The organism is Nocardioides carbamazepini (genome assembly GCF_024614185.1).
Taxonomy (GTDB): Bacteria; Actinomycetota; Actinomycetes; order Propionibacteriales; family Nocardioidaceae; genus Nocardioides; species Nocardioides carbamazepini.
Genome location: NZ_JAHTLF010000025.1, coordinates 77049 through 104037 on the forward strand (window position 1 = coordinate 77049; position 26989 = coordinate 104037).

25 protein-coding genes are annotated in these 26989 nt (G+C 71.4%); 13 read left to right on the plus strand and 12 right to left on the minus strand.

Going from position 1 to position 26989, the window contains the following annotated elements; all coding sequences use genetic code 11:
- Positions 1 to 12: 12 nt before the first annotated feature.
- The 10 genes from KVF89_RS26455 to KVF89_RS26500 form a co-directional block, all read right to left on the minus strand.
- A complete protein-coding gene (locus KVF89_RS26455; protein ID WP_257430124.1) occupies positions 13 to 1401 on the minus strand; it encodes an amidohydrolase family protein in 1389 nt (462 codons plus the stop codon).
- Positions 1401 to 2897: an amidohydrolase family protein gene (locus KVF89_RS26460; RefSeq protein WP_257430125.1), complete on the minus strand. Its 1497-nt coding sequence runs from the start codon at positions 2895 to 2897 to the stop codon at positions 1401 to 1403. The genes KVF89_RS26455 and KVF89_RS26460 overlap by 1 nt, the downstream gene beginning before the upstream one ends.
- Positions 2890 to 3696 carry an ABC transporter ATP-binding protein gene (locus KVF89_RS26465; RefSeq protein WP_257430126.1) on the minus strand — a complete coding sequence of 269 codons (807 nt, stop codon included), beginning with the start codon at positions 3694 to 3696 and terminating at the stop codon, positions 2890 to 2892. The genes KVF89_RS26460 and KVF89_RS26465 overlap by 8 nt, the downstream gene beginning before the upstream one ends.
- Positions 3693 to 4538, minus strand: coding sequence for an ABC transporter permease (locus KVF89_RS26470; RefSeq protein ID WP_257430127.1), 846 nt, complete (start codon positions 4536 to 4538; stop codon positions 3693 to 3695). The genes KVF89_RS26465 and KVF89_RS26470 overlap by 4 nt, the downstream gene beginning before the upstream one ends.
- On the minus strand, positions 4535 to 5539 hold the full coding sequence (locus tag KVF89_RS26475; protein WP_257430128.1) for an ABC transporter substrate-binding protein: 1005 nt from the start codon (positions 5537 to 5539) through the stop codon (positions 4535 to 4537). The genes KVF89_RS26470 and KVF89_RS26475 overlap by 4 nt, the downstream gene beginning before the upstream one ends.
- Positions 5540 to 5622: 83 nt before the next feature.
- The gene (locus tag KVF89_RS26480; protein WP_257430129.1) at positions 5623 to 6264 is read right to left on the minus strand and encodes a GntR family transcriptional regulator; all 642 of its coding nucleotides are present in this window, start codon (positions 6262 to 6264) and stop codon (positions 5623 to 5625) included.
- 137 nt (positions 6265 to 6401) lie between these two features.
- On the minus strand, positions 6402 to 7313 hold the full coding sequence (locus tag KVF89_RS26485; RefSeq protein WP_257430130.1) for a LysR family transcriptional regulator: 912 nt from the start codon (positions 7311 to 7313) through the stop codon (positions 6402 to 6404).
- 43 nt (positions 7314 to 7356) lie between these two features.
- Positions 7357 to 8685, minus strand: coding sequence for an LLM class flavin-dependent oxidoreductase (locus KVF89_RS26490; protein ID WP_257430131.1), 1329 nt, complete (start codon positions 8683 to 8685; stop codon positions 7357 to 7359).
- Positions 8682 to 9932, minus strand: coding sequence for a flavin reductase (locus tag KVF89_RS26495; protein ID WP_257430132.1), 1251 nt, complete (start codon positions 9930 to 9932; stop codon positions 8682 to 8684). The genes KVF89_RS26490 and KVF89_RS26495 overlap by 4 nt, the downstream gene beginning before the upstream one ends.
- Before the next feature lie 339 nt (positions 9933 to 10271).
- Positions 10272 to 11612: a hypothetical protein gene (locus KVF89_RS26500; RefSeq protein ID WP_257430133.1), complete on the minus strand. Its 1341-nt coding sequence runs from the start codon at positions 11610 to 11612 to the stop codon at positions 10272 to 10274.
- 158 nt (positions 11613 to 11770) lie between these two features.
- Between KVF89_RS26500 and KVF89_RS26505 the strand changes: the two genes are divergently transcribed.
- The 9 genes from KVF89_RS26505 (at position 11771) to KVF89_RS26545 (ending at position 21163) form a co-directional block, all read left to right on the plus strand.
- On the plus strand, positions 11771 to 13204 hold the full coding sequence (locus KVF89_RS26505; RefSeq protein WP_257430134.1) for a uracil-xanthine permease family protein: 1434 nt from the start codon (positions 11771 to 11773) through the stop codon (positions 13202 to 13204).
- A gap of 22 nt (positions 13205 to 13226) precedes the next feature.
- Complete coding sequence (locus KVF89_RS26510; RefSeq protein WP_257430135.1) at positions 13227 to 14129, plus strand: LysR family transcriptional regulator; 903 nt, start codon at positions 13227 to 13229, stop codon at positions 14127 to 14129.
- A gap of 87 nt (positions 14130 to 14216) precedes the next feature.
- Positions 14217 to 14957 carry an MOSC domain-containing protein gene (locus KVF89_RS26515; RefSeq protein WP_257430136.1) on the plus strand — a complete coding sequence of 247 codons (741 nt, stop codon included), beginning with the start codon at positions 14217 to 14219 and terminating at the stop codon, positions 14955 to 14957.
- The gene (locus KVF89_RS26520; RefSeq protein WP_257430137.1) at positions 14954 to 15148 is read left to right on the plus strand and encodes a ferredoxin; all 195 of its coding nucleotides are present in this window, start codon (positions 14954 to 14956) and stop codon (positions 15146 to 15148) included. Before KVF89_RS26515 ends, KVF89_RS26520 begins: the two co-directional genes overlap by 4 nt.
- The gene (locus KVF89_RS26525) at positions 15148 to 16347 is read left to right on the plus strand and encodes an NAD(P)/FAD-dependent oxidoreductase (RefSeq protein ID WP_257430138.1); all 1200 of its coding nucleotides are present in this window, start codon (positions 15148 to 15150) and stop codon (positions 16345 to 16347) included. Before KVF89_RS26520 ends, KVF89_RS26525 begins: the two co-directional genes overlap by 1 nt.
- A gap of 219 nt (positions 16348 to 16566) precedes the next feature.
- Entirely contained in the window at positions 16567 to 17568 is a 1002-nt protein-coding gene (locus KVF89_RS26530; protein ID WP_257430139.1) for a BMP family protein, read from the plus strand.
- Between the two features lie 2 nt (positions 17569 to 17570).
- The gene (locus KVF89_RS26535) at positions 17571 to 19139 is read left to right on the plus strand and encodes an ABC transporter ATP-binding protein (protein WP_257430140.1); all 1569 of its coding nucleotides are present in this window, start codon (positions 17571 to 17573) and stop codon (positions 19137 to 19139) included.
- A complete protein-coding gene (locus KVF89_RS26540) occupies positions 19132 to 20229 on the plus strand; it encodes an ABC transporter permease (protein WP_257430141.1) in 1098 nt (365 codons plus the stop codon). Before KVF89_RS26535 ends, KVF89_RS26540 begins: the two co-directional genes overlap by 8 nt.
- Position 20230: 1 nt before the next feature.
- Positions 20231 to 21163, plus strand: coding sequence for an ABC transporter permease (locus tag KVF89_RS26545; protein WP_257430142.1), 933 nt, complete (start codon positions 20231 to 20233; stop codon positions 21161 to 21163).
- 104 nt (positions 21164 to 21267) lie between these two features.
- Here KVF89_RS26545 and eutC read toward each other — a convergent pair whose 3' ends face one another.
- Positions 21268 to 21990 carry an ethanolamine ammonia-lyase subunit EutC gene (eutC, locus tag KVF89_RS26550; RefSeq protein ID WP_257430143.1) on the minus strand — a complete coding sequence of 241 codons (723 nt, stop codon included), beginning with the start codon at positions 21988 to 21990 and terminating at the stop codon, positions 21268 to 21270.
- Complete coding sequence (locus tag KVF89_RS26555; protein WP_257430144.1) at positions 21987 to 23387, minus strand: ethanolamine ammonia-lyase subunit EutB; 1401 nt, start codon at positions 23385 to 23387, stop codon at positions 21987 to 21989. The genes eutC and KVF89_RS26555 overlap by 4 nt, the downstream gene beginning before the upstream one ends.
- Positions 23388 to 23660: 273 nt before the next feature.
- Here KVF89_RS26555 and KVF89_RS26560 point away from each other — a divergent pair, with 273 nt between their 5' ends.
- Genes KVF89_RS26560 through KVF89_RS26575 form a run of 4 tightly spaced genes read left to right on the plus strand, consistent with a single transcriptional unit; the run spans position 23661 to position 26913 of the window.
- Positions 23661 to 24380, plus strand: a complete 720-nt coding sequence (locus KVF89_RS26560) for an SDR family NAD(P)-dependent oxidoreductase (protein ID WP_257430145.1) — start codon at positions 23661 to 23663, stop codon at positions 24378 to 24380.
- 39 nt (positions 24381 to 24419) lie between these two features.
- Positions 24420 to 25145 carry an SDR family NAD(P)-dependent oxidoreductase gene (locus KVF89_RS26565; RefSeq protein ID WP_257430146.1) on the plus strand — a complete coding sequence of 242 codons (726 nt, stop codon included), beginning with the start codon at positions 24420 to 24422 and terminating at the stop codon, positions 25143 to 25145.
- 14 nt (positions 25146 to 25159) lie between these two features.
- The gene (locus KVF89_RS26570; RefSeq protein ID WP_257430147.1) at positions 25160 to 26035 is read left to right on the plus strand and encodes a nitrilase-related carbon-nitrogen hydrolase; all 876 of its coding nucleotides are present in this window, start codon (positions 25160 to 25162) and stop codon (positions 26033 to 26035) included.
- A gap of 35 nt (positions 26036 to 26070) precedes the next feature.
- Positions 26071 to 26913, plus strand: coding sequence for a polysaccharide deacetylase family protein (locus tag KVF89_RS26575; protein ID WP_257430148.1), 843 nt, complete (start codon positions 26071 to 26073; stop codon positions 26911 to 26913).
- Positions 26914 to 26989 lie beyond the last annotated feature (76 nt).

The window sequence follows — 26989 nt, forward strand, 5'->3', positions numbered from 1 at the left end:
CGGCGACCCCGGTCACCACAGTGCCCGCGACAGCCGATCTCCGTCGAGCCGGACATAGAGGTCCCGCGCCACGGCGCGCCCGCGGCGGAGCACCTCCGTCTCGTCGACACGGGTGAGCGCCCCGGCCTCGACCACGATCTCACCGTCGACCAGGACCATGTCGGCGGTGTTGCCGGTGGCCGAGTAGACCAGGTTCGACACCGGATTGTAGAGGGGCTGCCAGCTCGGTCGGTCGGTATCGAAGAGCACCAGGTCCGCGCGCTTGCCGACCTCGACGGAGCCGAGCTCGTCGGCGACACCGAGGATCCGCGCGGCGTGGACGGTGGCCATCTCGAGCGCGTGCTCGGGCGGCATCACCCTCGGGTTGACCCGGACCTCCTTGTAGCCGCAGGCGACCAGGAACATCTCTCGGACCAGGTCGTTCGGGCCGGAGCAGGCATGGTCGGTCCCGAGGGCGACCGGGACCCCGAGCGCGAGCAGCTCGGGGACGTGGCCCATGGCGATGTTGCCGTATCCGTTGTGGAGGCTCGACGTCGGCGCGGCGACGACGCCCGCGCCCGAGGCCGCGAGCAGAGCGATCTCCTCGGGCTCGAGCCAGCCGCAGTGGACCAGCATCGCCAGCTCGTCCAGCACTCCGAGCCGGTGCAGCCGGGCGATCTCGGTGGTGCCGTGCTTGGCGACCGACGCATCGTGGGTCGAGTAGCTGAAGCAGGCGTGGGTCTGGAGCACCCGACGATGTTCCCGGGCCACCTCGCCGAGTGCGCGGATGAGGTCGTCGCTGCTGTTGTTCAGGCCGCGGAAGCTCACCGATGCCCGCACCCTGCCGTCGAGCGCGCCGTCGAAGGTCCGGACCAGGTCGTCCGCCTGCTGCTGCGCCTGGTCGGGCGTGGCGACCAGGGCGTCGGGCACCGCACCGAAGTCGGAGCCTCCGAGATCGAACGCGCTGCGGGCGAGCACGATCCGCTGACCGGTCCGGGCGACCCCGTCCACGCTCGCCTGGGGGTGCTGGTTGCCCGGGTCGACGAAGCAGGTGGTGCCGTTGAGCAGGGACTCGCGCGACGCCAGCAGTGCCGAGGTCACCACGTCGTCGTACGTCAGTGCGGCCTCGTAGGGGTACATGCGCTGGATGAGGAACTCCCGCGCGTTGGCCTCGTCGGCCAGTCCGCGGGAGAGCTGGAAGGACGCATGCAGGTGGCAGTCGATGAAGCCCGGCGTCGCCACCCGGTGCCGGGCGTCGACCATCCGGGCACCAGCAGGAGCGGGCACGTCGGTGGTGGGGCCGACCCAGGCGATCACCCCGTCGCGGACGACCACCGCGGCGTCGCGGAGCACGCGGCGCTCGGCGTCCATCGTGACCAGGTGGTCGATGCCGTGGAGGACGACGGCCTCGGGGCTGCTCATCACGGACGGGGACCGACGTAGGTCAGGTCGTCCTTGACCTTGACCTCGACGAGGACGTTCTGCTCGGCGGAGTCCTCGCACAGGGCCGACCGGTGGGCCACTCCCCGCGGGATCACCAGGATGTCGCCGGCGCGCAGGACGTTGCTGCCCAACTCGGTCTCCCACAGGAGCGCGCCCCGGATGCAGATGATGATCTCGCTGTAGTCGGTGCTGCGGTGCCAGAAGCCCATGTCCTCGACACTGCGCTTGGAGACGTCGAGCTTGGCCGCCACCGAGTCGAGGACGCGGAGCGGCGCCCCGTCCGCCTTGGCCTGGTTGTCGGGACGGATCCGTTCGTCGTGGACGCTGAAGACACTGAGGTGCTCGGCGCCGGAGACGACCTGGGGCAGCGCGAACGAGGGGCCGTGATCGACCTCGATACGGCGGTCGGCGGTGGTGATGACCTCGCGGCGCGGGTGGGTGGGGTGGGGCTGGGTGGGGTGGGGCTGGGTTCCGTCGGGCACGGTGGGGACCTTTCTGGTGAGGGCGAAGAAGGCAGCGGCATTGGCGCCGAGGATGCGGTCTTTGACGTCGGACGCGAGGCTGGAGAGGTCGACGACCCGGCGTGGAGCGGGATCGCGGATCGGGAACGGGTAGTCGGACCCGAGGAGCACCCGGTCCGGACCGGCGAAGGAGACGAGACGCTCCAGCGCCTCCGGTCGGTAGACGACGGAGTCGAACCACAGACAGCCGCGCGACCGCTCGGGGTCGGTGGTCCCGGGGGTGATGGCGTGGTTGCGCTCCAGCCGTCCCCAGAGCAGGGGGATCGAGCCGCCGCCGTGCATCAGGAGCAGGCGCGTGGCGGGACTCCTGGCGAGGACGCCGGAGAGGACCAGCCGGGCGACGGCCACGTCGGTGTCGTGGGGTCTCCCGACGGTGTTCGGCAGGCCGAGATCACTGGTGCGGCGCTCGGTCGTGTGGAAGGACGGGTGCATCACCACCGCCATGCCGCGGGCGGCGAGCTCCGCCCAGACGGGTTCCAGGCTGGGGTCGTCGAGCTCGAGGTGGCCCGCGCGGCAGCCGATCGTCACGGCCCGGTAGCCGGTGGCGTGGCTGGCCTCGATCTCGCGCAGGGCGGCAGCCGGGTCCTGCAGCGGCAGTACGGCGAGCGGGACCAGTCGGGGCTCGCCGTGCAGCTCCTCCCACTGCAGGTCGTTGAGCAGCCGGCACCACCGGCTGCCCTCCCCGGCATCGAGCTGGTAGCCGAAGAGGTCCGCCCAGGTGCCCACCACCTGCAGGTCGATCCGCTGCTGGTCGAGCCAGCTGAGGGAGGTGGTGGCCGAGTTGAGGATCTCGGGCATGGGCCGGACCTCGTCGAGGCCGGGCATCGCCAGGGCGTCGCGGCCCGACGACAGCCGCACGACGTCGAGCGAGGGAAGCGCGCCACCGGCGTCGCGCACCGCGTCGAACAGGCCACGGGGGACGTAGTGACCGTGCGCGTCGACGACCTCAGTCATGGGTGTCCGGCCGTCCCGCGACCCCGGCACCGGCGCCGGAGTCGCGCAGCCCGGCGCGCACCTGCTCCTCGATCTCGCTGTCGGAGCGGCCCCGCGAGCGCAGATCCCGCACGTCGACGACCCTGCGGACCTGGCCCGGCCGGGTGAAGACGAGGACCCGGTCGGCGAGCGTGACCGACTCCGGGACGGAGTGCGTGACGAAGATCGTCGTCATCTCCTCCTCGGCGAGCAGCGCGAGCAGGTCGGCGCGCACCGAGGCCGCGGTCATCTCGTCCAGTGCGCTGAACGCCTCGTCCGCGACCAGCACCTCGGGCCGGATGGCCATCGTCCGGGCGATCGAGACGCGCTGCCGCATGCCGCCGGACAGCTCGTGCGGATAGGCCTCCAGGAACGAGCCCAGCCCGAGGCGGGTGAGCCAGTCCGTGGCGATGCCGAGCCGCTCCGACCTGCCGACTCCGAGCATCTCCAGCCCGAACGCGGCGTTGCCCACCGCAGTGCGCCAGTCGAGCAGCCGCGCGGACTGGAAGATGATCCCCACCCGGCCGGCGAGCTCGGAGAACTGCGCGAACGGATCGAGGCCGATGACGCGGACCTCGCCGTCGGTCGGCCGGGTCAGTCCGAGCAGGAGGTTGAGCGCGGTGGACTTGCCCGAGCCGGTCTCTCCGACGATCGCGACCCGTTCGCTCCCGTGCACCGAGAAGGTCAGCTCGTCCACGGCGCGGAAGCGGTGCCCGCGCTTGGAGAACTCCTTCCCCACGCCGTCGAAGCGGACGAGGGCGGTCGGTGATGCGGCGTTCATCGGCGTTCTCCTACCGGCCGCCAGGCGAGCAGGCGGCTCTCGATCAGGTTGAGCACGGTCTGGAAGAGGAGGAGCATCAGCACGAGGAGCAGGGTCCAGGCCATCGCGTCCGCCATGTTGAAGAGCGACTGGGCCAGCAGGAGCCGGTTGCCGACGCCGACGGTGGCGCCCACCAGCTCGGCGACCACGACGGCACGCACCCCGTTGCCGAGGTTGACCGCCCAGCTGCTGAGGATCGCCGGCGTGATGGCCGGCAGCACGATCTGCCGGAACTGGTTCCAGCGCGAGGCACGGAACGCGTGGCCGAGCTCGCGGAGCTCCTGAGGCACACCCCGCACGGCGCCCTCGACGAAGAGCGAGAAGTTGGGGAAGGTGACCATGACCAGGATGAACGCGATCCGGACCTCCGCGTCGGTGAACCACAGCACGGCGAAGACCACCCAGGACAGTGCCGGGATGCCCTGCACGAAGTACAGGATCGGCCGCAGGTAGGTCCGGATGCCCTCGCTGAACCCCATCAGCACGCCGGGGACCATCCCGATCGCGAAGGCCAACAGCAGACCGATGAGGATCCGCACGCCGGTGCGGACCAGGTTCTCCAGTTGGGCCCAGTCGGTGACGATCGCCTGCATCGACGACCAGATCTCGGTCAGCGACGGCGTCGCCACGGGGGAGAGGAAGACCGAGGAGAGCTGCCAGAGACCGGCCAGGGCTCCCAGCGCGATGACGCCGGGGACCGAGCGCCGCAGGCGGTCTCGCACCGACATCCGCCGCCGGGGCGCCGGGCCCGTGGGGAACTCGGTCGGACCGTCGCTCAGGGGCGTTCGGCTCAAGACGCTCATCGCGCCAGCTCGCCGTCGTAGACGAGGTCGCCGACCTCGGGCTTCTCGGTCAGCACGCCGTACTCCACCGCCGCCTCCAGGAGGGCCTCGAGCTCGGCGGCGGCGTCCTTGGCGGGATAGACGTCCAGTGCCAGCCGGTCGGGAGCGCCGATCAGCTGGCGCAGCGCGTCGCCGTCGACGCCCGTGGCCTCGGCGATGAGCTCGGCGGCCTCGTCCGGGTTGTCACGGATGAAGTCGACCGCGTCGGCGAAGGTCGCGTACATGGGCTGCACCAGGTCCTCGTTCTCCGCCAACCAGGCGCGCTGCACGGCCATCCCGACGTAGGGGATCCGCTCGATGCCGAGCGCCTTCTTCAGGCCGCCGACGAGGTCGAGCGACCGGAAGTCGTCGTTGCCGGCGGTCAGGACGGTGTGGGCCGGCTCCCAGAGCTGGACGGCGCCCTGGCGCCCCGACTTGGCGGCGGCGACGAGGCCGGACGGCTCAGCGGTGTTCTCCTTCAGCGAGCTCAGCTCCACCCCGTCCAGACCGGCGGTGATCTTGAACATCGCGTAGTTCGTGGTCGAGAGCGCCCCGACGACCGTCTTCCCGGCGAGACCGCTGACGCTGTCCACGGCGCTGTCGCTCGGAGTCACCACCGTGCCCCACCAGTCGAAGACGTTGAACAGGTACTCCGTGTCGGCCCCCTGCTGGTTGAGGAGGGCGACATCGGTGAGCACGCTGGCGCCCGCCGTGACCTGGGCCGAGCCGTTGGCGACCTCGGTGCGCAGGGCGACGGTCGACTTCGGCACGAAGGTGATGTCCAGGCCGTTGGCCCGGTCCAGCTCCAAGCCGTCGATGATCGGCGCGTAGAAGGACGTGAGCGAGGGCGCCTCGAGCACGGCGATGTCGACGAGGGCGAGGTCGCCCTCGCGCTCGGCGCCGAGCTCCTCGGAGCCGCAGGCGGTGGTGAGTGCGAGCACGAGGCTCGACACCGCTGCGATGCGGATGACGGAGTGCTTCATGGTGATCCTTCCTTGCCGCGGGGGCATGGATGAGAGGGATGAGGGGATGGGCGGGATCGGCCGGGCGGTGTCGTCGCCGCGGGTCAGGCGTCGATGAGTGACCGGACGGTCTCGAGGTGCTCGGCCATGAGAACGGCGGCCCGGTCCGCATCCGCGTCGAGCAGCGCCGACACGATCTGCCGGTGCTCGGCGAGGGAGTCCTCGAGGCGGTGGGGGCTGCCGAGCGATCGTCGGCGGATCTGTGCCACGTGCGCGCTCAGGCTCCTCAGGACCGCCGCGAGCGGGGGCGCGTGCGCCATGTCGAGGATGAGGTGGTGGATCTGCGCCTGCCGGTCCGCGAACGCGACGACGTCGCGCGCCGCGCAGCACTCGGCCATCTCGGCGAGCAGCCGGCCCAGCCGCTCCGCCTGGTCCGGCGTGCGCCGCGCGCTGGCCCAGCGCACCGCCATCGACTCCAGGGCGATGCGCATGTCCAGCACGTCGCGGCTCTCCTCTGGTGAGATCTCACGGACGACGACACCGCGGTTGGGGCGTCGTTCCACCAGGCCCTCCTGCTCGAGCCGGGCCAGCGCCTCGCGGACCGCGGCACGGTTCACCCCGAGTGTCGAGACGAGGTCCATCTCGACCAGACGCTGGTTGGGCCGCAGGCGACCGTCGAGGAGGGAGGCACGGAGGTCCTGGTAGGCCCGACCGGTCATCGATCGGGCGGGCGTCGTCGCGCTCATGTGCCTTCCCCTTACAGGTATGGGATTGGTGATGTCCGTCATGGTTCTGCGTCGCGTCCGCCACGGTCAACAGGACTGCCGACGGGATTGCTGACAGCTCGCCCAAGAGGTCCTTATGGCTGCCGGCGTTCCCCTGCTCAGGAAGGGGTGCCGCGGTGGACCTCCGCCTCGCGGAGGGCCTCGACGATCAGGGTGTACTCGGGGGTCGCCACGAACTCCACGGACGCGACGATGCTGACGCGGCGCGTGCAGCGAGGCTGGCCGAGAGGCACGGCCACGACGTCGGAGCGGTGCTGGGCGATCGCCAGGCTCGGCGCCAGGCCCACCCCCACCCGGGCGGCGACCAGGCCCTGCAGCGACTGGTAGTCGTCGGTCCAGAAGACCGCGCGAGGAGTGACTCCGGCGCGGCGGAACAGCAGGTCGTGGATCCGCTCGTAGGGGGCGCGGTGGTTGCGCAGGATCCACGACTCGTCGCCCAGGGCGACCAGGTCGACCGACTCCTTCTGGGCCCGCGGGTGATCGGCGGGAAGCAGGACGCAGATCGGGTCGTCGGTCAGCGCGACGTAGGTGAAGGTCCCGTCGACAGGACGCGGCGCCAGGTCGTACTCGAAGAGGAGGACGATCTCCGCCTCGTGCTCGCGGAGCAGCGAGACCGGGTCGACCGCGTCGAGCTGCTTGACGGCCAAGCGGATGTCGGGTCGCTCGTGGAGGACGCGTTGGAACGCGCGGGGCAGCAGGTCCACCCCGGCCGTCGGGAATGCGCCGATGGTGATGTGGAGGTGGCCGTCGCGCTGGGCCTCGAAGTCGCGCTCCAGCGCCGTGACCTGTTCGAGGAGGGTGCGGGCGCGGTCGCGGAGGAAGACGCCTGACTGGTTGAGCCGGACGCCACGGGCTCCGCGCACGAACAGCGGCTCGCCCAGGTCGCGTTCCAGCAGGCCGATCTGCTGGGACACGGCAGGCTGGCTCAGGTAGAGCTGCGCCGCAGCCGCCGTGAAGGAGCCGGTGTCCGCGACCGCCACGAACAGCTGGAGTCGTCGCAGGTCCAACACGGCTGCCCCCTTTCGCCGCGGCGCCGACGCTGCCGAGTCACGGTCAGGCAGGCACTCGCGTCGCGGAGGCGGTCGGCAGCCCGAGGTTGCTCCGCAAGGTCTCGTGCTCGTAGTCGAGGTGCATCAGGCCGCGTCGCTGGAGCTCCGGCACCAGGAGGTCGACCACGTCGTCGAGTGCCTCGTGCACGATCGGCAACATCAGGTTGAAGCCGTCCGCCGCTCCGGCGACGTAGCGCTCCTCCATGGCGTCCGCGACCTGCTCGGGGGTGCCCACGACCTGATGGTGGGCGGTCGGAGCCCGTTCCAGCAGCTCGCGCACGGTGAGGTCGTCCTTGACCGCCAGCCCGACCACACTGCGTCGCCAGCCGACACCCCCGGCGAACTCCTCGTCGGGCACCAGGAGGTCCGTCCGCAGTGGTCGGTCCAGCTCGAGCGCCTCCACGGGTAGCCCGGTCCACTTCGACAGGCCGGCCAGATGGACCTCGATCGGAACGGTGTCGAACAGCTGCTTCTTCTTCGCGCGCGCCGTCGCCTCCGTGTCGCCGATCACGGTGGACATGCCGGGCAGGACCTTGACGCTGTCGGGGTCCCGGCCGAAGGCGGCGGCACGCCGGCGGATGTCGGTGCGGAACTCCAGCGAGCCCTCGAGGGTGTGCTGAGCGCAGAACACCACGTCCGCCAGCCGACCCGCCTGATTGCGCCCGGCCTCCGACGAGCCGGCCTGGAAGACGACCGGACGCCCCTGGGGAGTGCGCGGGAAGGGCAAGGGGCCCTTCACCCCGAACAGTGGACCGACGTGGTCGATCTCGTGCACCTTGGCCGCATCCGCGAAGACTCCGGTCTCCTTGTCGCCGACGAGGGCGTCGTCCTCCCAGCTCTCCCAGAGCGCCACGACCACGTCCATGAACTCCTCCGCGCGGGCGTAGCGGCGCGCCGCGTCGGGGAGCGGACCGGCGCCGAACTGCGCGGCGGTGCCGGCGTGAGCGGTGGTGACCATGTTCCAGGCGGCGCGTCCGCCGGTCATGTGGTCCAGGGTCGCGAACCGCCGGGCGACCTCGTAGGGCTCGTTGTAGGTCGTCGAGGCGGTGCCCACCAGGCCGACCCGCTCCGTCACCGCGCCCATGACCGCCAAGACGGTGGCTGTGTCCAGCGCTCCCGTCGGCCGCGCGGCGCCCGTCTCCGCGTTCGTGATCTGCTCGGCGAGGAAGACGCCGTGGAGCTTGCCGCGCTCCGCGGTCAGGGCGATCCTCTTGTAGTAGGCGCTCTTGACGTAGTCGTCGGCGTCGCCCTGCCGGACGCGCCAGGCGTCGTGCAGCTGTCCCATGCCGTACATGACGGCGGCGTTGATGACCATCTTGCGGTCGCGCTTCACGGTAGACCTCCTTCTCCTCGCGCGCGGTCGCGCGCAGAACATCTGTGCCCGTCGTCGCCCTGACCGAGGGCGCGGGTGCTCGGCAGACCGCCGATGCTCAGGGCCGCTCGCTCCAGCTCGGCCCTGATGTGCGTCAGGGGGACGTCGTCCTCGGCACCCGGCACGTCGTGGACGCCGATCTGGAACGGGACCCGCCCACAGCCGTCCCGGACGGGGACGGCCAGCATGCGAACCGTCGGTTGCGAGACGTTCGTCGGCGCCGACTCGTCGTACGACTGGCGCAGCTCGTCGAGGAGCCGCATCAGTGCGCGACCCTGCGCGGGCGTGCGGACATCGTCCGCGATCACTTCGAGCATGTTGTCGAGCTCATCGTGGCGAGGGCTCTTCCGGGCCAGCACCCAGCCCTTGCTGCGGATCAGGCGAAGCTGCTCGGCAAGCGACTCGCGATCGCCGTCCTCCCCGGCCCGTGACGAGCGACGGAGCCAGGCATCCTGTGCCCCCTCGTCGGCGTTGGCGACGAGCAGGGAGCCGAGCGGCGGCGCGAGGGGCAGGCGTCGTCCGACCAGAGGGGACGGGTGGATCGACGTGTGCCCGATGACGGCGACGTGCACGAGCTGGTCGTCCACGGCCGCGGTCACGACGATCTCGGAGCCGATGGTCTCCGCCGTCCGCTCCAGGATCGGACGCGCCGCCTCGACGGCGCGCAGGAGCGGGAACAGGTGCGCAGGCGCCCCGGCCGCGAACTGCAGTGGGGCGAACCGGCCGTAGCCACGCTCGAAGAACAGCAGCGGGAGGGCCGGCCGAACGACGTCGAGCGCACGGATCCGTCCGACCACGAGGAAGTGGTCACCGATCTCGCTGATCCGGTCCAGGTCGGCGTCGATCCACGCGATCGCACCGTCCACGATCGGACTGCCGCTGGGCGAGGCACGCCACTCGACCTCGCTGAACTTGTCCTCGGCGGACGAGGCGAAGGTGCGGCACAGGGCCTCCTGGTCGGCGCCGAGCACGTTGACGCAGAAGGCGGGGGAGCGCCGCAGCCGGGCGAAGCTCCGCGAGGACCGGGCGGGCAGGAAGGCCACGAGTGCGGGGTCCAGCGAGACCGACATGAAGGTGCCGACCGTCATGGCCTCGGGCCTGCCGTCCGGTGACAGGGCGGTGATCACCGTGACGCCGGTGGGGTAGTGGCCGAGCACGTCGCGCATCAGCTGGGGGTCGATCCGGTCGGGCTGCTCGATGATCGTCACGGCTCCTCCTCGGGGCGGGTCAGGGCGACTCGGAGGCCACCCTAGGAACGCCGCCCGGCCGGCAGTAGGGACCAAAGAACGAGGCTTGCCAGAAGGAACGCTTATGGCCGAGCACGCGGTCTTGAGGCTCCCGCGCGGCAGCTCCTCGACGCCCGTCTCCCTGTGCTTGATGGCCATGACGCCACCTGACCAGGCCACGCCGACGCATCTGCCCCTCGGAGCGACACCACCCGACGATCCTGTGAACAACCCTTGTGGACAACCTGGACTGTGCACGAACGACGGCACCGAGCGGGACGCAGGAGGCCTGCGACGCCCGGGGGAGGGGCGGGGCGTCGGTCAGCCGTCGACGGACGTCGCCGCGCGCATGACCACGACGTCCCCGTGGGTGCCGTAGCCGGCCAGCCGGCCGCCGTACCTCGTCCCGTCGAACGTCACCAGCCGCCACTCGTCGCCCGGCACGTCCGGGTCGGGCGGTACGACGGTCGGCCACGGGATGTTGGTGGGGTACGGCGCGGTCAGGGCGCCGACCTCGGTGAGCGACGTGTCGAAGACGGGGTACCGACCGCGGACCGCCCGGCGGTTGTCCCGGCCGTCGCTGGCGAGGACCCGCCAGGCGTCCCCGTCCCGCAGCAGGGTGGTGCCCTCGGTCGCGCGCCGGCCGGTCGCCGCGCCCCGCAGCGCGAGGTGGTCGAGCGAGGGTCCGGCGGCGAGCAGCGGGTGGAAGTCGAAGAACCTCCGCGCGCTGACGTAGCCGACCAGCCAGCCGCCCTCCGGTCCGTCGGGGCGCACGAGGTGCGGGTCCCACATCCCGACGCTCGGTCCGTCGGTCGGCAGCGTCAGCCGCCGGGTCGCCAGCACGTGCTGCCCGCGGGTGAGGTCCTCGGTGGACTCGGCGAGGGTGATGCCGAGCGCGCCGGGCACCCGGTCGGCCTTGCGCGCCGGGAAGTCGGACCAGGTGCTGGTCGCGACCAGCCAGCGCTCGCCGTCGCGGACGAGGTGGGTGGCGTGGTCGCCGTACACGCCGGGCCGGTCGGGACGCTCGAAGAACAGGTCGCTGCGCCAGTCGAGATCGCCGGACGCCGACAGTGCCCACACCGAGGTGTGCGCCGTGTCGAAGAAGCCGGGTCCGGCGCTGGTCGCGGTGAGGAGCACGTCACCGCCGACCCGGTACGGCGACCCGTCGGCGTGCGACACGACGCGGACGTCGCGGAGCCCGAGCTGCCCGAAGCTCCCCGCGCGCACGTCGTCGACCCCGCCGGAGGCGTCCGGCCGCAGCCCGGCCAGCCACGCCGGATCCCGGGTGTCGGGTCCGCCGATCTCGCGCAGGTCGATCCGCCCGCGGGCCACCCACCCGTCGCGCTCCCGGGTCAGCACCGCCAGGTGGCTGCCCGTCAGGGTCAGACCGAGACGGCTCGCTGACGCGCCGACCCGGCCGTGGCGCCGGCTCCGCAGCACCCGCTCACCGTCGCCGAGGCCGACGCGCAGCGACACCCGGCCCTCGTCCAGCCGGACCGCCAGCCGGGTCCCGTCCGGACCGTGCAGCGCGAGCTCGGCGCCCTGTCCGCCCCGGACCGCCGCCTCGACCGCGCCGAAGGGTGCGCGCAGCGGGAAGGCGTCGGCCGCCGCCACCAGCGCGACCGGTCGGAGGCGGGCGGCGATCTCGAAGGACGGCAGCACCCGCGCAGGCTACTTGCTCGCCGGCCGCGGTCAGGTAGACGCCTGGCCGCCGACGCGGGCGCGGCCATAAGCCGCGCTACTGGGACCTTCGCGTTCTCGTGATTGCTGCCGCGCGCGGGGCGGGATTGAGTCGGTCTACCTCGAACCGGGAGATGACCATGGCTCACGACATCACGGACCCCGCCCCGCCGACCCGGCGCCTGCTCTACGGCGTCGACGACGTACCCCGCCCCTTCCCGAAGGCACTCGGACTCAGCCTCCAGCATGTGCTCACCATGTTCGGTGCGACCGTCGCGGTCCCCCTGCTGCTGCGCGAGCCGCTCGGCTTCGACGACGCGCAGACCGCGAAGTTCATCAGTTGTGTCTTCATCTGCTCAGGACTCGCGACCCTGCTGCAGACGACGGTCGGCAGCCGGCTCCCGATCGTGCAGGGGGTCTCGTTCACCTTCTTGCCGGCGCTGTTCTCGATCATCGCCGGGTCGAGCGGCGGCGAGGTCTCGATGCAGTACGTCGCGGGCGCGATCCTCGCGGGATCGCTCGTGTCCATCGCGATCGGCTATCTCGGCGTGGTCGGCAAGATCCAGCGGTTCGTGACGCCGGTCGTGATCGCGCCGACCATGGTGCTCATCGGCGTGAACCTGGCGGGGGCGGCCTCCGAGGAGTCCGCCAAGAACTGGTTCATCGCCTCGATCGTCATCGTCGCGGTGCTGGTGTGCACCTTGATCCTCTCGCCGTGGAAGCGCGCGTTCTCGCTGTTCCCGATCCTGCTCTCGGTCCTGGTCGCCTACGTCGCCGCGATGGTGTTCAGCTATCTGGGCGTGATCGGTGAGGGCAATCCCGCGTACCTCACCTTCGTCACGATCGGCGACTCCGTCGCCGAGAGTCCGTGGATCCGGAGCCCCGAGGGTCTGCTGTTCCCCTGGGGAGCCCCGCGCTTCAACGCCGGGTTCATCATCACGATCGTGATCGCGTACATCGTGTTGACCATCGAGTCGCTCGGCGACATCCACGGCATCTCGCGGGCGGCAGGGCGGGGGAACCCGTCGCGCCAGGAGCTGAACCGCGGCATCGGCGCCGAGGGACTCGGCTGCGCGGTGACGGGGCTGTTCGGTGGGGTCGCCTCGTCGTCGTACGCCGAGAACGTGGGACTCGTCGGACTGACCCGGGTCGCCAGCCGCTATGTCGTGATGCTCGGCGCCGTCGTGCTCATCGTGCTCGGCTTCTTCGCCAAGTTCGCCGCGGCGGTCGCGACCATCCCGAGCCCGATCGTCGGCGGTCTCTACATGGTCACCTTCGGGATCATCGCCTCGATCGGCTTCTCGACGATGCAACGGGTGGACCTCAACTCGCAGCGGACGCTGACCATCATGGGCTTCGCGATCCTCGCCGGGCTGTCGGTGGCCGGCTACTTCGAGACCGTCGTCGATCCCGACTTCGGGCCCGAATGGCTGACCAACGCGGTCATGGGCGTCGGCGGCAGCGCGATGGCGGTCGGCGCCTTCGCGGCACTGCTCCTGGACAACGTCGTGCCGGGGACGGACGCCGAGCGGGGGATTGAGAACCTGGCCGACGGCGAGCCGATCATCCCCTGAGACAGCCTGGCATGATGCGCCGATGATTGATGTCCGCCAGCTCCAGTACTTCGTCGCGCTGAGTGCCGAGGGGACCTTCGCACGGGCTGCTGAGCACCAGCACATCACCCAGTCCGCCCTCAGCCAGCAGATCGCCCGGCTGGAGCGCGAGGTGGGCGTCCAGCTCTTCGAGCGGGGGGCCCGCGGCGCGCGCCCTACCGAGGCCGGCGCGGCGCTGCTGCCGATGGCGCAGGAGGTGCTCGACGGTCTCGTCGCGTTCGGCGCCCGGGCCGCGTCGATCGTGCGCGAGGCACGCCAGGAACTGCGTGTGGGGTCGCCGACCTACGCCGTGCGCAGCGGTGCTCGGCAGCGGACGGTGGCGACCTTCGTGGCCGAGCACCCGTCGGTCGAGATCGGGTTCGACAACGCGTGGAGCCCGCGGTTGCTGGACGCACTGGCCGAGGGCCGGCTCGACCTGAGCTTCGCCATGCTCGCCCCGGACGACCGCCGGCTGGAGCTGCTCCTGGTCCAGGACGAGCCCGCCCTCCTCGTCGTCCCGGTCGGCCACCGCCTGGCGGGGCTGCCCACGGCCGGGCTCGCGGACCTCGCGGGCGAGCAGGTTCTGCTCTACCCCCGCGCCGTCAACGCCTGGCTGCATGCGCAGATGGCGCCGCCTCTGGAGGCCGTCGGGGCCGTCGCGGGCGAGCTGGAGGAGTCGTCACTGCCGGCGGCCATCGATCAGGTGCGGGCCGGACGCGGGCTCTTCCTCGCGGTGCCGTGGGAGATGGACTTCGTCAACCCGACCCAGCTCGAGGGGCTCGCCGTCGTCGCGACCTCGGGCGAGCCCGGCCTGCGCTACCGCCTCTGGCTGGCCCGGCGCGCCGGTGAGCAGTCGGGCGCGATCGACGCCTTCTGGCGCTGCGCGGTCCGTGCCGTGGCGGGGTGACCGGCGCCCGCGGCCATTAGCGGGGCTAATTGCTCCTTCGCCGGTTCGTCCTGTCCCCGGCCGGCCGAGCCGACTTCACTGGTCGACATGAGCGAGACCACCGGGCACCTGCTGGCCCTGAACATCGGAGCGGTCGGGGAGATCAGGCAGGGGCCGCGCAGGATCGTCACGGCGTACCACAAGAGCCCGGTGGAGGGCCCGCTCGAGCTCGGGTCGCTCGGCTTCCCCGGAGACGAGCACGTCTACGAGCACCATGGCGGACCGGACAAGGCGGTCTGCGTCTACCCGTACGAGCACTACGCCTACTGGGAGGAGCGCCTCGGCATCCAGCTGCCCGCCAGCGCCGCCTTCGGCGAGAACTTCACGCTGGTCGGGCTCACCGAGCGCCAGGTCTGCCTCGGCGACGTCTTCGCGATCGGCGAGGCAGTCGTCCAGGTCACCCAGCCACGGGCGCCGTGCTACAAGATCGCGGCGCGCTACGGCGTCCCGAAGATGGCCGTGTACGTGCAGCAGGAGAGCTTCACCGGCTACCTGCTGCGGGTGGTGGAGACCGGTGCGGTGGAGGCCGGGCAGACGATGCGCCTGCTTCGCCGCCCGGAGCCCGACCACCGGGTGACCGTGGCCGAGGCCAACACGATCCTCAACGTCGCGAAGAAGGACGTCGAGGGTGCGCGGCGGCTGCTCGCCGTACCTGACCTGCCGGGCGGTCTGCGCCCCGATCTCGAGCGCCGGGTCCGCGAGCACGGTGCCGAGGACGACGTCGACCGCCTCTTCGGCGACGACGTCGCGTCTGACTCCCCCGACCCCACAGAAGGTGGCACCCGATGAACATCGAGGCGGACCTGGGCAAGTGCCAGGGCTTCGCGAACTGCGTGATGGCGGCTCCCGAGGTCTTCGACCTCGACGATGCGTCGCTCGTCGTGCTCGCCCGGCGGCAGGTGCTCCCCGACGAGCTGGAGGACGTCCGGGAGGCGGTGCGCTCGTGCCCCGTCGAGGCGATCTGGCTGACGGAGTCGTGATGGCTCCGCGACGGATCGTGATCGTCGGGGCGTCCCTGGCCGGCCTGCGGGTTGCTGAGGGACTGCGCAGCCACGGCTATCTCGGTGAGGTGGTCCTGATCGGCGACGAGGATCATCCGCCCTACGACCGTCCTCCGCTGTCGAAGCAAGTCCTCTCCGGGACCTGGGAGCCGAGTCGGACCTACTTCCGCACCCCGGACGAGCTGGCGGCGCGGGGCATCGTCCATCGCCGCCGGACGAGGGCGACGAGCCTCGACCGGGACGTGTCCGGGGGTGTCGTCCGTTGCGCCGACGGCACTGAGGAGCGCTTCGACCACGTGGTGGTGGCGACCGGCGCGCGGGCGCGGCGGGTCGGGGCCTGGGAACTGCCCGGTGTGCAGACGCTGCGGACCATCGAGGATGTCCGCTCGCTGACGGAAGCCTTCGCACGCCGGCCACGCCTGACCGTCGTCGGAGGTGGGTTCATCGGCGCGGAGGTGGCCAGCGCCGCGCGCCACCGCGGCCTGGACGTCACCCTCGTGGAGGCGCTCCCGGCTCCACTCAGCCGGGTGCTGGGCACCGAGGTCGGCATGGCGTGTGCCGGCCTTTACCGGCGCAACGGGGTGCGGGTGTTGACGGGTGTGGCGATCGAGGGTGTGCAGGGAGGGCCTGGCGTCGAGTCGGTCGACCTGACCGACGGCACCCGGATCGACAGTGACCTGGTCGTGGTCGGGATCGGTGCGGTGCCCAACACGGAGTGGGCCGACGGCGGGGGGCTGCGACTGGACGGCGGCATCGTCTGCGACGCGTCCGGCGGGGCGGGCGCTCGAGTTTGGGCGGTGGGCGACGTGGCGCGCTGGTACCACCCGGTCTTCGACGCGCATATCCGGGTCGAGCACTGGACGCACGCCACCGAGCAGGCGCACCATGTCGCGCGGGCGATCGCCGGCCAGGCGGTCGGGCCGATGACGGCGATCCCGTACGCGTGGTCGGACCAGTTCGGCGTCAAGATCCAGATCGTCGGTCGTCCGTCGCCGGACGCGACCTTCGTGCTCGCCTCCGGCACCCCGGAGCAGGGCAGATTCGTCGGCCTCTACGCCGCCGCCGGCCGGGTGGTCGGCGGGGTCGGTTTCGACCAGCCGAGGGCCATCGCACGGGTCCGGCGGATGGTCGCTGGCGCGGCCGAGGTGGGGGCCGCCGTGCAGGCGCTGGCCGGGTAGCCCTCCAGCACCGGACGGGACGCCCTGGGGCCGGGGAGCATACCGGTGACCGACCGGTTCGCATTAGTTGCCCAAGAGGTCGGATCCGGTTGGGCAACGCTCGCCGGTGCCGTCCCTTACCAGGCACCACAAGGATCTCCCGAAGTGACGCCCGACACATCCGCCCTCGTGGCGGCCCCAGGTAGGTCGGGCGTGGGACTCCTTGAAGGGTGTGGCGACATGCGCGGACTCATTCGACTCATGGCGGGGCTGGTGGCGGTCCTGCTGGTCGCGGCCGGCTGCGGCGGCGGCGACAGCGACGGCGGCTCGGGCGACGGGAAGGTGCGGATCGCGGCGATCTTCTCCGGACCGACCACCGACGCCGACTACAACGCTCTCGGACTCGAGGCGCTGAAGGCCGCCGAGAAGGATGGCGCCGAGGTGTCGTACTCCGAGAGTGTCGCGGTGCCCGACATCGAGCGTGTGCTCCAGGAGTACGTCGCGGACGGCTTCAACGTGGTCTGGACGCACGGCTCGCAGTTCTACGAGGCCACCGCCAAGATCGCGAAGCAGAACCCCGAGGTCCGCTTCATCGGCGAGTTCGACGGCGAGCCCGAGGGCCAGCCCGAGAACGTCTGGGTGATCGACCGCAACTTCCACACGGTGTTCTACCCGCTCGGCGTGCTCGCCGCGAACCTCACCAAGAGCGGCGAGGTCGGCTACCTCGGCGGCCTGAGCCTGCCGTTCTCCTACTCCGAGGTGCACGCCGTGGAGCAGGCGATCGCGGACAGCGGCAAGGACGTCGAGCTCACCCCCGTGTGGAGCGGTGACTTCAACGACACCGTCAAGGCGCAGCAGCTCACCAGCCAGCTCATCTCCGGCGGTGCGGACGTCATCGTCACCTCGCTCAACCTCGGCGTGGTCGGTGCGTTCAAGGCCGTCAACGACACCGACCCCGGCTCCGCCTGGGTCACCGTGAAGTACACCGACAAGTCCCAGAACGGGCCCGAGCACTACGCGGCCACCGTCCTCTACGACTTCGTGGGCCCGCTCGCCGAGATCCTCGCCGACATCGACGGGGGCACGACCACGGGCCACTACGTCATCGGCTTCGGCCAGGGCGCGAGCGTCGACGTGGGCGGCAACGTCCCGGCCGAGGTCAAGGCCGAGGTCGAGAAGGCCGTCGCCGGGATCACCGACGGCTCGATCGAGGTCGAGCTCGACCAGGCCGAGGTGAAGTGACCGTGGAGAACCCGCGTCTGGAGATGCGGGGGATCGTCAAGACCTTCGGGCCGGTGACCGCTCTCGATGCCGTCGACCTGGTGGTCGGGCGCAACGAGGTGCACGGCCTGCTCGGCGGCAACGGCGCCGGCAAGACGACGCTGATGAACGTCCTCTACGGGCTGTACCGGCCCAACGCCGGCGAGGTCCTCCTCGACGGGCAGCCGGCCAGCATCGGCTCGCCGAAGGACGCCATCGCCGCCGGGGTGGGCATGGTCCACCAGACGTTCCTCCAGGTCGACAACTACACGGTGACCGAGAACATCGTGCTCGGGACCGACGTGCCCGGCCCGCTGCGGCTGGACCTGTCCGACGCCAAGGCGCGGATCCGCGAGCTGAGCGAGCGGTTCGGGCTCACCGTCGATCCGGACGCGGTCGTGGAGGACCTGCCTGTCGGCGTGCGTCAGCGGGTCGAGATCCTCAAGGCCCTCTACCGCGGTGCGAAGCTGCTCATCCTCGACGAGCCGACCACCAACCTGACTCCCCAGGAGGTCGACGACCTCTTCGGCTCGATGCGGGCGATGGTGGACGACGGCATGAGCGTCGTGCTCATCACGCACAAGATCCGCGAGACGCTCAGCGTCTGCGACCGGATGACCGTGATGCGCGACGGCCGCCGGGTCGAGACCATCGAGCGCGCGGACACCGACGCCGAGCACCTCGCCGAGAAGATGGTGGGCAGCACCACGGACCCCGGTGCCGCGGTGGATGCCGCTGCGCTCGGGGCGGTGGACGCCGAGAAGGTCGAGGAGATCCTGTCCTCGGTCGGTACGACGACCGCGGTCGCGGTCCGTGACCTGGTCGTCGTCAACGACCAGGGCCACGAGCTCATCCAGGGCTTCGAGCTCGAGCTGCGCGAGGGTGAGATCGTCGGCATCGCCGGTGTCGCCGGCAACGGCCAGGTCGAGCTCGCGGAGGCGCTGGCCGGCGTCCGGCCGCTGCGTTCCGGCAGCGTCGAGGTCTCGGGCCGCTCGATGGGCGGGCTGGCGACCTCGACCTGGTTGCACCACGGGGTCGCCTATGTGCCGGAGGACCGGCACCGCGACGGCATCCTGCCGACCGCGAGCATCACGGAGAACCTGGTGCTCGGCTCGCAGCGCAGCCCTCAGGTCCGCAGGCGCGGCCTGATCGACTGGGGAGCCGCGAAGCAGCGGGCCGTCGACGCCATCGCCGAGTTCTCGGTGCGCGCGAACGGCCCGGCCACCCTCGTCGGCGACCTGTCCGGCGGCAACATCCAGCGGGTCATCCTGGCCCGGGCCTTCGCCCGGCAGCCGCGGATGCTGATCCTGCACAACCCGACGCGCGGCCTCGACATCGGCTCGACGCGGTTCGTGTACCAACAGGTGCGCAAGGCCACCGCGGCCGGCTGCGCGGTCCTGCTCATCTCCGAGGACCTCGACGAGGTGATCGCCCTGTCCGACCGGGTGATCGCGCTCTACCAGGGCTCCCGCGCAGGGGAGTGGCAACACGGATCCGTCGACGCCTACGCGGTCGGCCGCAGCATGACTGGACTGGGAGAAGCTCGTGTCTGACACCCTCACCGCGCCCCCGTCGGCCGCATCGGGGCCGCCGGCAGGCCCCGGGCAGCGACCCCGCCGGGTCGTCGAGGCGCTCTGGCTGGTCGTGCCGTACATCGTCTCGGTGGTGCTCGCCTTCGTGGTGGGCGGCCTGATCATCGCCGCGATCGGGCGGGACCCGTTCGCCGCGTTCGAGTCGGTCCTGACGACCAGCTTCAACACCCGGTTCGGGACCATCGAGACCCTCCACAAGTGGGTCCCGGTGCTGCTGTGCGCCTATGCGTTCGCGATCCCGCTCGCCACGGGCAAGTTCAACATCGGAGCCGAGGGCCAGCTCCTGGTGGGTGCGACCGGTGGCGTCGCGCTCGGCATCCTCTGGTCCGACCTGCCGATGGTGCTGCTGCTGCCCTGCGTCCTGGTCGCGGGAGCGCTCTCGGGCGCCGTGTGGGCCGGGATCGCCGCCTTCTTGATGACGAAGTTCCAGGTCAACGAGATCCTCAGCACCGTCGTGCTGAACTTCATCTCGTTCCAGCTCATCGACTACGTCGCCAGCCACGTCTGGCCCGATCGCGGTGCCGGCCACCCGGCGACCACCCCGGTCGGGGAGGGTGCGCTGCTGCCGGGCATCGGCCAGGCGCCGCCCATGCACACGGGTGTCCTCCTGACCGTCTTCCTGGTGATCGTGATCGCGGTGTTCATGCGGCGTACGTCGACCGGGTTCGAGATGCGCGCCGTCGGCGCGAACCTCCGCGCCGCCCAGGTGCACGGCATCCGCACGTCGCGGCTCGCCGGCGCGGGTCTGGTCGTCGGCGGGGCCGTCGCCGGTCTGGCCGGTGCGATCGAGGTGGCCGGTGTCCACGGCAAGATGCTCGAGGGCATGCAGTCGAACTTCCTGATCCTCGGCATCATCGTGGGCCTGATGGCACGGGGCAGCATGCTCGCGCTGCCGTTCATCGCCTTCGGCATCGCGGTCCTCGAGGTCGGCGCCGGGTCGATGCAGCGCACCGCGCAGGTGCCCGTCGAGATGGTCCTCATCATCGAGGCGCTGATCCTGCTCTTCCTGCTGTTGTCCGACATCGCCCGAGCGAAGATCCGGAGGCACTGACATGGGTGAGATCACCGAGTTCCTCACGCTGATGATCCCGGCGATGGTGCCGTTCCTGCTCGCGGCGCAGGGCACCGTCCTCAGCGGCCGGGCCGGCGTCTTCAACGTCTCGCAGGAGGGCCTCATGGTCCTCGGCGCGGCGGTCGGCTTCCTGGTCAGCTTCAAGGTCGGCAGCAATGTCGTCGGCATGGCGGCCGCCTTCGCGATCGCCGGCGTCTTCGGCCTCGTGCTGGCGTACATGACCACCCAGCTCCGGCTGGACCAGTTCGTCGTCGGCCTGGCGCTGTACTTCGCGGCGCTGGGTGCCGCGGGCCTCCTCTATCGCGAGGTGATCGGGGTGACCATGGAGCCGCCGCTCATCCCGACCCTGGAGGACAAGCCGATCCCGCTGCTCTCGGACATCCCGTTCCTGGGTGAGGTGCTCTTCGACCACGACCTGGTCGTCTACCTCGCGTTCGCGATCTCCGTGGCGATCTGGTGGTTCATGTACAAGACCCGCAGCGGGCTGGCGTTCCGTTCGATCGGCGAGAACCCCAAGGCGGCCGACAGCCTCGGCATCAACGTGACGTGGGCCCGGACCTGGTCGACCGTCGTCGGCTCGGGCCTCGTCGGCATGGCCGGCGCCTACCTGCCGATGGTCTACACGGGGCTCTACACCGAGGGCATGGTGGCCGGTCGCGGCTGGCTGGTCATCGCCCTGGCCTTCCTCGGCGGCTGGCGTCCGCACCTGGTGATCGCCGGCGCGGCGTTCTTCGCCGGCATGGAGGTCCTCGCCCTGCGGGCCCAGGTGGCCGGCATCGGCATCCCGCACCAGTTCGTGCTGATGCTGCCGTACGTCGCCACGCTGCTGGTGATGGTGTTCGCGTTCCGCTGGGCGCGGCAGCCGTCCTTCCTCGGACGCAACTACGACCGCGAGAGCCGTCTGGTCGGCTGACCGGACCGCCGACCGGCCCCCGAACGCGAAGCCCCTGCCGAGAGTCCCGGCGGGGGCTTCGTGCCGTCGGCGCCGCGTCGCCCGCCGAACCGGTGGCCAGATGATCAGCCCAGCTCGAGGCGCCCCTCCTTCAACGCGATGCCGGTCGCCCGCAGCTGACGTGCGCCGTGCACGAGTGAGGCGATGGTCCGGGCGGCCGTCTCGTGGTCGAGCCCGTGCGGAGGGTGGATGTTGGAGACGCAGTTGCGGGCCGAGTCCGGTGTCCCCGGGTGCGGCGCCCAGGTGAGGTAGGCGCCGAGGCTGTCGGCCGTGGTCAGCCCCGGTCGCTCGCCGACCAGCACCAGCGCCATCCGGGCCCGCCAGGCTGCGGCGACGTGGTCGCCCAGCGCCACCCGGGCCTGGGTGGCGATCACCGGAGGGGCCCACCGGGTGCCGGGCAGCAGCGGCCGGAGAGCCCGCAGCACGCCGTGAGCGTGCCGCTGCACGGCCGTCGCGCTCAGGCCGTCGGCGAGCACCACCACCAGGTCCGCACCGGGCTCGGCCGACGGGAGCGGGTCGCGGAGCCGGCGTCCCAGGTCCGGCCGGGTCAGGTACGTCGCCCGGTCGGGTGCCGCGGACGCGACGACGACGGGCGCCGCGAGCCCCGGGATCGAGGCGAGGTCGGCGACGAGCGCGGAGACGTCGAGCGGCTCGTGCACGGCGTCGCGCGCGGCGGCGTGAGCGGTCACGAACTCGAGCCGCTCTCGGGTGCCGGGCGCCTCACCGAACCGCTGTTGCCCGATCCGGGCGGGGGTGTGGGCGCGCAGGGCCGCCCAGAAGTCGCTCACACCAGCTCTCGCAGCACACTGAGAGCGGGGTCGACCGGACGGATGCCACCGTCGTCGGCAAGCAGGCCGACCCGGTCGAGCCAGGCCTCGAACTCCGGGGCCGGCCGCTTGCCGGAGATCCGGCGGGCGTAGAGCGCGTCGTGGAAGCTCGTCGACTGGTAGCCGAGCATCACGTCGTCGGACCCGGGGACGGCGATGATGAACGAGCACCCGGCCGCGGTCAGCAGGGTCAGCAGGGTGTCGGTGTCGTCGGAGTCGGCCTCGGCGTGGTTCGTGTAGCAGACGTCAACCCCCATCGGGACGCCGAGCAGCTTGCCGCAGAAGTGGTCCTCCAGCCCCGCGCGGATGATCTGCTTGCCGTCGTAGAGGTACTCCGGGCCGATGAAGCCGACCACCGTGTTGACCAGGAACGGGTCGAAGGCCCGCGCGACGGCGTACGCCCTGGCCTCGAGGGTCTGCTGGTCGACGGGGAGGCCGCCCGTGCCATGATGCGCGCCCGCGGAGAGGGCGGAGCCCTGGCCGGTCTCGAAGTACATCACCTGCTCGCCGACCTCACCACGGCCGAGGGACAGGGCGGCGTCGCGGCCCTCGGCCAGGACGGCGAGGTCGACCCCGAAGCCGGCATTGGCGGCCTGGGTGCCCGCGATCGACTGGAAGACCAGGTCGACCGGCTCCCCGGCGGCGATCAGGTCGATGGTGGTCGTGACGTGCGTCAGCACGCAGGACTGGGTCGGGATCTCGTAGCGCCGGCGCACCTCGTCGAGCAGCCGGAGCAGGCGCGCCACGGTCTCGGGGTTGTCGGAGGCGGGGTTGATGCCGATCACCGCGTCGCCGCAGCCGAGCAGCAGCCCGTCGAGCACGGCGGCCGCCACGCCGGCCGGGTCGTCGGTCGGGTGGTTGGGCTGCAACCGGGTCGCCAGTCGCCCCGCGAGGCCGATCGTGGACCGGAAGCCGGTCACCACCTCCGTCGCCGCGCCCACGGCGATCAGCTCCTGGTTGCGCATCAGCTTGCTGACCGCCGCGCCCATCTCCGGGGTCAGGCCGGGCGCGGCGGCGGCCAGCGCGGCGGCGGCACCCGGTCCGGCGGCGGTCGCGAGCAGCCACTCCCGCAGGCCGCCGACGGTGAGATGTCGCAGCGGCGCGAAGGCCAGGGCGTCGTGGCCGTCGAGGATCAGCCGGGTGACCTCGTCGTCCTCATAGGGCACGACCGGCTCCTCGAGGAAGGTCGTGAGGGGAACGTCGGCCAGCACCCACTGCGCGGCGGCCCGCTCGGCGCCCGACTCGGCAGCACTGCCGGCGAGGACGTCGCCGGACCGCAGGGGCGAGGCCCTGCCGAGCACCTCCACCAGCGAGGAGAACGCGTAGGTCCGGCCCCGGGCCCGGTGCGTGTACCTCATGCGGGCTCCCTTCGTCGTGCGCGGCGGTCGTGCGCTGACTGGCCAGCGTAGGCCCGCGCGCTGTGCGGCGGCGTCGGTCGATCGACGTATCCCGCGGACGGCCTCGCGCCTCGTCCGTTACGGCTGACCACCTCGTTCGTGAAGATCCGGTCTCGCTCACGCTCACCGGCGCGCAGATACGTCAAACGACGGACGCGCCGGCCCGCGCCGCCTTCCTACGGTCCTCGTCACCACCGGGTGTGACCCGGACCGCACGACGAGGAAGCAGGACGCATGGACAACCTGACGGGACGCGTGGCGCTCGTGACCGGCGCCGCCCAGGGCATCGGGTACGCCGTCGCGACGCGGCTGGCCGAGGCCGGAGCCCGGGTCGTGGCGACCGATGTGCGCGACCAGTCGGACCTCGGGGAGCACATCGCGACCCGCTCGCACGACGTCACCTCGGCCGCGCGCTGGGCCGAGGTCGTGGGGGAGGCCGTCGCGGAGCACGGCCGGCTCGACATCCTCGTCAACAACGCCGGCGTCTCGGGCTACGACCAGCTCCACGAGCTGCCGCTCGCCGAGTGGGAGCGGATCGTCGCGATCAACCAGACCGGCGTGCTGCTGGGCATGCAGACCGCGCTCGGCCCCATGCGGAAGCAGCGCTCCGGCGCGATCGTGAACATCTCCTCGATCTGCGGCGCCACCTCGGTGCGGGGCGTCGCGGCGTACCACTCGTCGAAGCACGCCGTGCTGACGATGACCAAGAACGCCGCGGTCACCTATGCCCGTGAGGGGATCCGCGCGAACGCCGTGCTGCCGGGCTGGATCCGCACCCCGCTGACCCTCGGGCAGACCGACGACCTCAACGAGGCCTTCCTCGACGCGACGCCGATGGGCGCCGGTGGTGAGCCGCAGGACGTCGCCGAGGCCGTGTGCTTCCTCGTGTCCGACCGCGCGCGGTTCATCACCGGGGTCGACCTGCCGGTCGACGGCGGCTACCTGGCCCGCTGACGCCCGCAAGCACACAGACACCGATCGGAAGGAAGCGACATGGACCGGCTCAAGGACAAGGTGGCCGTGGTGACCGGCGGTGCCGTCGGCATCGGCCTGGCGACCGCGCGGCTGTTCGCCGAGGAGGGCGCGACCGTCGTCGTCGCGGACCTGGACAAGCCCGAGCAGGAGGTCGACGCTCCCGGCCTGGAGTACGCCGAGCTCGACGTCACCGACGAGGACGCATGGTCCCGCGTCGTCGCCGAGGTGGTCGCTCGCCACGGCCGGCTCGATGTGCTCGTCAACAATGCCGGCGTCATCGACTACGCCGCGATCGACGCCGTCACGCCCGAGGACTGGGCGCGCGTGATCGGTGTCGACCAGACCGGCGTCTTCCTCGGTATGCGCGCCGCACTCGGCCCGATGCTCGCCCAGGGCTCGGGCTCGATCATCAACCTCTCCTCGGCGTGGGGGGTGGTCGGCTCGGAGGGCGTCGCCGCCTACCAGGCGGCGAAGGGCGGCGTGCGCGGCCTGACCCGCAACGGCGCGGTGACCTATGCCTGCCGCGGCGTCCGCGTGAACACGGTGATCCCCGGGTGGGTCACCACACCGCTCACCGACGCGCAGCCCGCGGAGAAGAACGCGGAGGTGATCGCGCTGACGCCGCTCGGCTACGGCGCCGAGCCGCGCGACATCGCGTGGGGCTGCGTCTACCTGGCCAGCGACGAGTCCCGCTACGTGACCGGCAGCGAGCTGGTCATCGACGGCGGCCTGCTCGCCCAGTGAGAGAGGACGTTCCCATGAGCCGCACCCTGGCCGTCGCCGCCGCGCAGTTCGAGCTGCGCGAGGTCGACTCCTTCGATGCCTGGGCCGCTCAGGTCCGCACCCTGCTCGACCGCACCCCCGACGCACGCGTGGTCGTGCTGCCCGAGCTGGTCACCGAGTCGCTGTTCACCACCGATCCCGGCTGGCGCGAGCACCCGATCGCCCAGCTGACGCGGATCGCGGAGCACACCGACGCCTATGTCGCGCTCTTCACCGAGGAGGCCGCGCGCCGCGACCAGTGGATCCTCGCGGGCACCCATCTGGTGGCGACGCCCGGCGGCGGCCACGAGAACGTCGCCTTCCTGTTCGGTCCCGGCGGCGAGGTGCACCGTCATGCGAAGACCCACATCTTCCCGGCCGAGGCCGACTGGGGCACCGGCGAGGGCGACGAGCTGGCCGTGCACGAGATCGACGGCGTCACCGTCGGCATCGCGATCTGCTACGAGGCCGAGATCCCGGAGGTCTGCACGACGCTGACCGCGATGGGCGCCGAGGTGCTCCTCGTGCCGTCGTACACCTTCACGGAGGCGGGCTTCTGGCGGGTGCGGCACTGCGCCGCGGCCCGGGCGATCGAGAACCAGGTGTACGTCGTGCACTGCCCCACCGTCTCGCACCTGGCGGCGCCGCTGGCGCCCGGTTGGGCGCGGGCCTCGGTGCTGTCGCCGTGCGACCTGGTCTTCCCCGCCGACGGCGTCCTGGTCGAGGCCCGCACCAACGAGCAGGACGCGATCACCCAGGTGCTCGACCTCGACCTGCTGGCGGAGAACCGCAGGACAGGAGCGGCCACCACCCACCGGGACCGGGGGCGCCGTCGCGACCTCTACGAGAAGTACGCCCACATCACCCTCTGATCCTCCCGACCGACCGGACCACCTAGGAGCACCTCATGCCTCTCAACCTCCCCGAGGGCAAGAAGATCGCCGTCAACATCGGCGCGGACTTCGACGCCCACGCCGTGTGGATGGGCACCTTCGGCAAGACCAGCCCCAGCTACCTCTCGCGCGGCGAGTACTGCGCGACCGTCGGCGTACCGCGGCTGCTCGACCTGTTCGACCGCTACGACATCCAGGGCACCTGGTGCACGCCGGTGCACACGATGGAGACCTTCCCCGAGGCGTTCGCGAGGATCGTCGAGGCGGGCCAGGAGATCGCGGCCCACGGCTGCTACCACGAGTCGGTGCCGAGCCTCGACCAGGACACCGAGATCCGGCTGATGGAGCAGACCATCGAGGGTCACCTCAAGCACGTCGGCAAGGCGCCGCGCGGCTACCGCTCGCCGGCCTGGGACTTCACCGAGCACACCCTGGAGCTGCTGGAGAAGACCGGCTTCGAGTGGGACTCCTCGCTCATGGGCCACGACTTCCAGCCGTACCACCCGCGACCGGTCGACGTCCGCTGGGAGGAGGGGTCGGTCTTCGGTCCGCCGAGTCCGCTGCTGGAGTTCCCCGTCTCCTGGTACCTCGACGACTTCCCGGTCGGCGAGTACATCCCCGGGGTGAACCCGGGCCTCGGCTCCAGCGAGGTGATGTTCCAGCGCTTCCAGGACCACTTCGACTTCGCCTACGAGCGGGAGAGCGCGCCGGTCCTGGCGATCACGCTGCACCCGCAGACCGCGGCCCGCGCCCACCACCTGCTGGGCCTCGAACGGCTGCTCGACCACATGGCGTCCCACGAGGGCGTGTGGTTCGCGTCGCTGAGCGACATCTACGACACCTGGACCGAGGACTGACCCGGTCCGCAGCTCCGTCTCGGGCCCACCGGTCGCAGCGTCGCGCCCGTCACTCGACCCCACGTTCGAAGGAAGC

What these genes read in the sequence shown, in the direction of transcription:
- KVF89_RS26520 (WP_257430137.1), top strand. Translation starts at nt 14,954, where the DNA reads ATGAACATCGAGGCGGACCTGGGCAAGTGCCAGGGCTTCGCGAACTGC.
- KVF89_RS26575 (WP_257430148.1), top strand. Translation starts at nt 26,071, where the DNA reads ATGCCTCTCAACCTCCCCGAGGGCAAGAAGATCGCCGTCAACATCGGC.
- KVF89_RS26560 (WP_257430145.1), top strand. Translation starts at nt 23,661, where the DNA reads ATGGACAACCTGACGGGACGCGTGGCGCTCGTGACCGGCGCCGCCCAG.
- KVF89_RS26465 (WP_257430126.1), bottom strand. Translation starts at nt 3,696, where the DNA reads ATGAACGCCGCATCACCGACCGCCCTCGTCCGCTTCGACGGCGTGGGG.
- KVF89_RS26475 (WP_257430128.1), bottom strand. Translation starts at nt 5,539, where the DNA reads ATGAAGCACTCCGTCATCCGCATCGCAGCGGTGTCGAGCCTCGTGCTC.
- KVF89_RS26505 (WP_257430134.1), top strand. Translation starts at nt 11,771, where the DNA reads ATGGCTCACGACATCACGGACCCCGCCCCGCCGACCCGGCGCCTGCTC.
- KVF89_RS26555 (WP_257430144.1), bottom strand. Translation starts at nt 23,387, where the DNA reads ATGAGGTACACGCACCGGGCCCGGGGCCGGACCTACGCGTTCTCCTCG.
- KVF89_RS26565 (WP_257430146.1), top strand. Translation starts at nt 24,420, where the DNA reads ATGGACCGGCTCAAGGACAAGGTGGCCGTGGTGACCGGCGGTGCCGTC.
- KVF89_RS26470 (WP_257430127.1), bottom strand. Translation starts at nt 4,538, where the DNA reads ATGAGCGTCTTGAGCCGAACGCCCCTGAGCGACGGTCCGACCGAGTTC.
- KVF89_RS26480 (WP_257430129.1), bottom strand. Translation starts at nt 6,264, where the DNA reads ATGAGCGCGACGACGCCCGCCCGATCGATGACCGGTCGGGCCTACCAG.
- KVF89_RS26515 (WP_257430136.1), top strand. Translation starts at nt 14,217, where the DNA reads ATGAGCGAGACCACCGGGCACCTGCTGGCCCTGAACATCGGAGCGGTC.
- KVF89_RS26510 (WP_257430135.1), top strand. Translation starts at nt 13,227, where the DNA reads ATGATTGATGTCCGCCAGCTCCAGTACTTCGTCGCGCTGAGTGCCGAG.
- KVF89_RS26545 (WP_257430142.1), top strand. Translation starts at nt 20,231, where the DNA reads ATGGGTGAGATCACCGAGTTCCTCACGCTGATGATCCCGGCGATGGTG.
- KVF89_RS26570 (WP_257430147.1), top strand. Translation starts at nt 25,160, where the DNA reads ATGAGCCGCACCCTGGCCGTCGCCGCCGCGCAGTTCGAGCTGCGCGAG.
- KVF89_RS26525 (WP_257430138.1), top strand. Translation starts at nt 15,148, where the DNA reads ATGGCTCCGCGACGGATCGTGATCGTCGGGGCGTCCCTGGCCGGCCTG.
- KVF89_RS26455 (WP_257430124.1), bottom strand. Translation starts at nt 1,401, where the DNA reads ATGAGCAGCCCCGAGGCCGTCGTCCTCCACGGCATCGACCACCTGGTC.
- KVF89_RS26530 (WP_257430139.1), top strand. Translation starts at nt 16,567, where the DNA reads ATGCGCGGACTCATTCGACTCATGGCGGGGCTGGTGGCGGTCCTGCTG.
- KVF89_RS26460 (WP_257430125.1), bottom strand. Translation starts at nt 2,897, where the DNA reads ATGACTGAGGTCGTCGACGCGCACGGTCACTACGTCCCCCGTGGCCTG.